Annotated in this window: 4 protein-coding genes; 1 reads left to right on the plus strand and 3 read right to left on the minus strand. The window is 53.9% G+C overall.

All coding sequences use genetic code 11. The annotated features are described in order from the left end of the window. Positions 1–156 precede the first annotated feature (156 nt). From wzc to FDP13_RS05870, 3 genes are read right to left on the minus strand one after another with little or no spacing between them, the layout of a single operon-like run. Positions 157–2,328 carry a tyrosine-protein kinase Wzc gene (gene wzc, locus FDP13_RS05860; RefSeq protein ID WP_143838993.1) on the minus strand — a complete coding sequence of 724 codons (2,172 nt, stop codon included), beginning with the start codon at positions 2,326–2,328 and terminating at the stop codon, positions 157–159. A 16-nt stretch (positions 2,329–2,344) separates the two neighbouring features. Further along, a complete protein-coding gene (locus FDP13_RS05865) occupies positions 2,345–2,779 on the minus strand; it encodes a protein-tyrosine-phosphatase (protein WP_012770542.1) in 435 nt (144 codons plus the stop codon). A 19-nt stretch (positions 2,780–2,798) separates the two neighbouring features. Further along, on the minus strand, positions 2,799–3,935 hold the full coding sequence (locus tag FDP13_RS05870) for a polysaccharide export protein (protein ID WP_012770543.1): 1,137 nt from the start codon (positions 3,933–3,935) through the stop codon (positions 2,799–2,801). A 1,372-nt stretch (positions 3,936–5,307) separates the two neighbouring features. On the opposite strand from FDP13_RS05870, the gene FDP13_RS05875 reads away from it, so the two are divergent. Continuing rightward, the gene (locus FDP13_RS05875) at positions 5,308–6,897 is read left to right on the plus strand and encodes a TerC family protein (protein ID WP_033577833.1); all 1,590 of its coding nucleotides are present in this window, start codon (positions 5,308–5,310) and stop codon (positions 6,895–6,897) included. Positions 6,898–7,139 lie beyond the last annotated feature (242 nt).

Below are 7,139 nucleotides of genomic sequence, written 5' to 3' on the forward strand. Positions count from 1 at the left end.
TGCCCGCCATACTACCGATGCAGAAGCATTGGCTTTGCTTGTTCCCCCTGTCCCTGACTGATGCGTCGGGGGAATGGCAGCGGCACCGTTGCCCTGCCGTTCGAAGACTTCCGTTACGCCATAAAGCGGTGTGTCATACCGACCATTCACTACCACTTATTTTTTATCCGAACCGTAAGAATATTGATATGAATCATAACCATAGCTGTAATAGCTCAATGCCCGGCGGATCACCGCATTCAAAATCACGCCCTTGATCGGCGCACCATTCTGCTCAAAACGTCGGATACTGATTTCCACTTCTTTCGGCGTGTTGGTTTCGAACCGCGCCACCAGTAGCGATGTCCCGGCCTGACGGCTAATGATCGCCGCATCGGTGACCGCCAGAATCGGCGGCGTATCCAGCAGCACGATATCGAATTGCTGCGTGGCCCAATCGACAAAGGCCGTAAAGTTACTGTGCATCAGCAGTTCCGACGGGTTGGGCGGAATCTGGCCGCGCGGGATGAAAAACAGGTTTTCCACGACTGTCGTGCGTAACGCCTGCGGTGCCTCGATCTGGCCGGACAGGACATCCGACAATCCTTTTTCAGGCGCGGCCCCCAGCAGGTGGTGGGCATACCCTTTGCGCATGTCGCAATCGACGATCAGCACCCGCTGCCCGGCCTGCGCAATCACCGCGCCCAGGTTGGCGCTGATGAAAGATTTACCGATCCCGGGGCTGGCGCCGGAGATCATCAGGACATTGTTTTTGGCTTCCATCATGGCGAAATGCAGGCTGGTACGCAGACTGCGGATCGCCTCGATCGCCAGATCAGCCGGATTGCCAACCGCCAGCAGCGAATCGGAACGGGCATTGCGTTTACGGTTTTTGCCGGCAAATTCCCGATCTTTCTTCTGTTGCCATTCCGACAACGGCACGCTGGCGTAAACATTGATGCCGAGCTCTTCCAGTTGCTCTGGGCTTTCGATGCCGCGATGCAACAGGGTTTTCAGCAACACAAACCCGATGGCCGCCACCCCGCCCAGAATAGCCGCCAGCACAATCACCAGCGTTTTCTTCGGTTTCACCGGCTTCAGTTGAACCACCGCCGGGTCGATAATGCGCACATTGCCGACGGTACTGGCTTTGTTGATGCTCAGCTCCTGCTGCTTATTCATCAACTGGACGTACACTTCCTGCCCAACACTCACATCCCGCGTCAGCCGTACGATTTCCTGCTGGGTTTTCGGCATACCGCTGACGCGCCGGTTCAGGTTGTCGCGCTCCTTTTCCAACGTGGCGCGCTTTTCCATCAATGCCCGATAAGCCGGATGCTCACGGGTATACAGCTTAGAGATCTCCGCCTCGCGGAACGTCAGTTGGTTAAGCTGCGACTCGACATCGACCATGGTGTCCAGCACCGACTTGGCCTCCAGCGATAAATCCACCGAGTCTTTCTGCTGACGGTACTTGTTCAGCTTGTCCTCCGCCGTTTCCAGCGATGCCCGTACCAACGGCAACTGCTCTTTCAGGAAGGTCAGGCTCCTGGCCGCCTCTTCCGACTTGCGATCCACATTCTGTTGCAGGTAATTGTCGCTGATGCTGGTCAGCGTCTTTTTCACCAGCGCCGGGTCGCTGCCTTCCAGCGTGAGCTGCAATACGCCGGTATCTTTTCCTTTATCCGCCACCGCCAGTTCGCTCAGCACGTCGTTGATGGCGGTCAACGTGTTTTTCTTTCTGACTGAAAACACCGTTCCCGGCGCCGCATTGGTATCGCTCACCAGCAGACTGAAACCACCGTGAGACGCCATCTGCCCGATACGACCGATAAACTCCGCATCCTTACCGGCGGTAAAACGATAGATACCGTCTTCCTGAATCGTCACCGTCATTTTTTCATCCAGCCAGCCGTCCGGCACCGACAGCCGGGACACCACGATACGGGCGGGTTCTTCATCCTTCAGACGGGCGAGGCCTTTCCCTATCAGCGGGAAATACCGTTGCTCCACCTCGGTATCCAACCCCAGATCCTGCACCGTCTTCCCGACGACCATCCGGGATCGGAGCAACTCGACTTCCGGCGCAGACTGCGGTTTGGTATCCGGCAAGACTTTGGAAATATCGCTCATCAGCGAATCGCTGACGTTCTGTTCAACCTGCACCATCGCATCCGCCTGATACACCGGGGTTGCCAGCAGTGCATACAGAATGCCCAGCATGGTAAAAATGGTGGTGATGCTGATAATGAGCCAGCGGTGATCCAGCACAGTCCCCAGTAAACGCCCCAGGTCAATTTCATCCGCCTTGTCCGCTTCAAGTGTTTTCACGGCAATTCTCTCTGACATCGTAATCCCTGACTGGTTAACGGCTCAGCGCCTGCGCCCACTTGCGGGCAGATTGTTCGAGTTGGGTATAAACACATTCAAAGGCTTCCCGGCTTTTGCGGTACGGGTCGGTAATTTCCTGCTGATTGACCCAGTGCCCGAACAGCAACGTTTTCCCACGGACTTCCGGTGCGAAACGGCACACGGCATCAATGTGCGCCTTTTCCATCACCAGAATCAGATCGTAATGCCGACACAGCGAACCGGTTAACTGACGGGCAACGTGTCCGTCCAACGACACACCGTGATCAGCCGCTACCAGGCTGGCGGTTTCATCGGCGGGTTTTCCTTCCATCGCCCGCCAACCGGCAGAGGCCACGTTTTTCCCCGGCAGTGCCTGTTTCAGCAAACGCTCACCGGTCGGAGAGCGGCAGATATTGCCCTCGCAGATGACAAGAATACGGTTAAACATCAACACCACTCCTCTACCATTACGGCCAGGTACGAACGCGCAGGCTGCCTTCGCTCAGGTCATTAAACCCACTGATGGTCGGCACCAGTTGCGAAATCAGGCGGTTCCAGCGTGCAATCGGCGCTGAAGTGACATACACCACGTCATACGGTTGCAACGGGAATTCCGATCCCATCACCAGTGCGGTGGCGTCTTTGGTGTTGAGCTGATAAATGTTGGCCAGTTTCGGCCCTTGCGTACCGCGTAGCGGACGAATAACGAAGACCCCGGTGGCATCGGCGACCATCTGGTTTATCCCTTCGGCGCTGCCCAGCGCTTCGGTCAAGGTCATGCCGCTGCGGTCCATTTTGAGTGTGGATTGTTTGTTCACTTCCCCCATGACGAACACTTTCAGGTCGTCGTTACGCGGTACGAACAGAATATCGCCGGGGTATAACAAGCGGTTTTGCGACAGATCGCCGTTCTGCATCAGCGCCTGCAGAGAAATCCGTTCATCTTTGCCGTTATGCGTCAGCACCAGATTGCGCCAGTCGGCAAACTCGCTCAGCCCGCCGGCATTATTGATGGCATCCAGAATCGTCAAGGGTACGTTGGTGATCGGCTGCTGGCCCGAGCGCACCACTTCCCCGGTGACATAGGCTTTCTGCGAACGGAAAGCGGCCACGCTCACTTCCACCTGCGGCGACTCGATGTACTGCGCCAGACGGCGCATAATTTCATCGCGTACCTCGGTCAGGGTTTTGTCCACAACATGCATCTTGCCGATGTAGGGATAAAAAATGGTGCCGTCGGAGTGAACCCAGTTACCGGTGTCGGCGGCGGTGCGGTAAGTCCCCGCCGGGGTGGTCAACTCCGGGTGATCCCACACCGTGACCATCAAGACATCGCCGATACCGATGCGGTATTCGTAGCGTTTCAGTTCATCTTCCAGCGACGGATTGTTTTGGGCGATCGCCGGTCGCAAGCGCATTTTGTCTATCAGCAGCGGCGTAACCGGGTAAATATTAACCAATTTATTGATATTAAAATCATCATCCGGTTGCTCTACGACCTCTTTTCCACCGGTAGACAGGTGCGTGCCTGGCACCAGCGTACAGCTCGCCAGGAATGTCGCCGACAACATCAGCGGTATAACTTTCAGTGTTGGTTTTAACATCCTTTATGCCATCGCTTTGAGTAAAGTAAGAAACAACAGAGCAGTATTGTCTGGCCGATACTGCCTCGGGCGATCGGGCCGCCTTTTTCTAAGGCATTGATCGGTAATAATTTGATGAGATGTATATTCTTCACGCTCCCGTCCGTCGGTTTATAACCCAAAACACCGTTTTTATTTTTTAAACGCTAAAATCGGCATAACAACATCGGCATAACAACAGGACCAGAGCAAGTACGCCGCCGGCAGCAACGCTTCCGGCCCGCAAAACGGGGATCGCGTCGGATAGCAGCACGGCGTCGTCAGGCTGTGTGTCGTTTGGAAAGGGAAGGAAAGTGTTGGCACAGGTCGGTCGAGCGCGACCTATGTCGTCAGGCTGTGTGGTTACATCGCTGTGGGCGGAATAGGGCGACGCGAGCGCATACCATGCGCCGGTCAGGGGGAATGTCGCCGGTTGAACCGACGGTACAAATCGCAGTGTCAGGGTTAACATCCTTACGCCATCGCCTTTCAGTCAAGTGAGTAACAGGCAGCCCACACGCCATAAATTCAGGGTGGACCCATCGACGGTTGTTGCGTTTCGCATAGCCAGACCGGCAAGTAATACCGGTAATCTGGCTGCTGAACGGTTTCAACGTCCTGCCGGACATGCACTGAAACACCAGCTTGCCGCTGTCGGGGATATCGCCTCAGGTACGCTACCGCCCTTGGCTTGTAGCTACCAACTCGCTGTCCCGTTGTTGTTTCAGACTTGCCCAGCTATTGCTGTGACTCGTCATTAACTGACTCGTAAAAATGGCTCGTAAAAACATTAATGACACTAAAGTTTCGAATTAAATATTTTTAAAGTTGTGTCAATATCGCCACACCGGAGAGTAGTAAAAAATATTTGCTTATAACAAGACAAATATCTTCCTGATGTTTTTTTTCGGAAAAATACTAACATTCCATGCAATTTCTCTTATGATCAAAGATATTTTTATTGTTTAAAAACAACAAATTAAATATATCAGAGACATCTTAATAAATATTTCATTTTCATATAATAATGCTGTTAACACATCAATGCGCTCATAATAGAGTCATCGAATGCCCCTTTTTTCCGGCCATAATCTTAATGTGGCATATAATGCACCGCCTTAATGAGACTGGTTACTTTTTGACCTCTCTCCGTATTTTTCCGCTTCACAATACGCGCTGCAATACATTCCATCTTGCTGAAAGTCTTGTGATCTCTCTCACATAGAAAAACGGAATCTCAGCAGGCTGTAATTTGATATCCGTCAATGGCAATCGGTCGCGTTATGGTTGAGCAACGCAACGCCTGATACGCTATGCGCATACAAACTGATAGAGAAAAAGGTGAACTCAGCCTATGGAATGGATCGCGGATCCGACAATATGGGCCGGCCTGGCTACCCTGGTGGTGCTGGAGCTGGTTTTAGGTATCGATAATCTGATCTTCATCGCCATTCTGGCGGAGAAATTGCCGGAAAAATCCCGTGATCGGGCACGGGTCGTCGGGTTATTGCTGGCGCTGTTGATGCGATTTGTACTGCTGTCGTCCATCTCCTGGCTGGTTTCGTTGACCCACCCGTTATTCGTCATTTACGGGCACCCGTTTAGCGCGCGCGACCTGATTATGCTGGTGGGCGGGCTATTCCTGCTGTTCAAAGCCACCACGGAACTGAATGAACGGCTGGAAGGCAAAGATCAAGCGCAGCAGACCCAACGTCAGGGTGCGCGTTTCTGGCCGGTAGTCGCGCAGATTGTGGTATTGGATGCGGTATTCTCGCTGGATTCGGTGATCACGGCCGTCGGGATGACCGAGCACCTGCCGGTGATGATGGCGGCGGTTACTATCGCCATCGGCCTGATGTTACTGGCCAGCAAACCCCTGACGCGTTTTGTTAATGCCCACCCGACCATTGTGATCCTGTGTTTGAGTTTCCTGCTGATGATCGGCTTTAGTCTGGTGGCGGATGCGTTTGGCTACCCGATTCCAAAAGGTTACCTCTACGCTGCCATTGGTTTCTCCGTCATGATCGAAATGCTCAACCAGTTGGCACAGTTCAATCGTCGACGTTTTCTCTCTTCATCGACCCCGTTACGCCAGCGTACCGCCGAGGCCGTGCTGCGATTACTGCGCGGTGAGCATGAAGAAGCCGAGCGGGATAAACCGGCGGTCGATCGGGTCGCGGATAATATCGGCAATGCCAGCCAGCCGGTATTCAACCGGCAGGAACAACGCATGATCGAGCGCGTACTCGGTATGTCGCAGCGCTCCGTCAGCAGTATCATGACCATCCGCCATGATATCGAACACGTGGATATCAACACCGATCCGGCGGATTTCCCGGCGCTGATGGAAAAAAATCAGCATACCCGGCTGGTGATGTTCGACAGCCATGTGTCCGACGAGCCGCTGGGCGTCGTGCACGTTATCGATCTGCTACGTCAGCAACTACATGGGCAAGCCCTGGATCTGCGGGCGTTGATCCGCCAACCGCTGGTGTTTCCGGAACAATTGTCGCTGCTCTCGGCGCTGGAGCAATTCCGTGAAGCACACACGCACTTTGCTTTTGTCGCCGATGAATTCGGCTCTATTGAAGGGGTCGTCACCCTCAGCGACGTTATGGAAACCATCGCCGGTAACTTGCCGCTGGAGGGGGAGGAACTGGACGCTCGCCATGATATTCAGGAAAACGACGATGGCACGCTGACGGCTAACGGTTACCTGCCGGTCGAGGACCTGCTGATGTACATCCCGCTGCAACTCAATGAAAAACGGGAATACCACACGCTGGCCGGCCTGTTGATGGAGTACGCGCAGAAGATCCCGCAGCAGGGCGACGAAGTGCACATCGACAATACCCTATTCCGGGTACTGACGGTGGAAAGCCATCGGATTATGAAAGTGCTGATCATCCCTGAGTCGGAACCGCAGCCGGATTATGAAGTGTGATTTACGCGGCGTGCCGCCGCGTATACAGCGACAACATGTGTAATGGCAATCAATATATGTAATGACAACAAAGGCGACTTACGTCGCCTTTCAGACTGCTGACAAACGCATTAACTACAGGATGAAGCATCTTTCCGGCGTCAAAAACTGCGCTGAGGCGAGCGACTTCGCCGGGTGAGCCGCATGGACGATGAAATGGACGCTCCTACTTGACGGCATCGAATGTGCCAAACTGAGAGCAT

The sequence above is a fragment of the Dickeya sp. ws52 genome, assembly GCF_007210685.1.
Classification (GTDB): domain Bacteria; phylum Pseudomonadota; class Gammaproteobacteria; order Enterobacterales; family Enterobacteriaceae; genus Dickeya; species Dickeya chrysanthemi.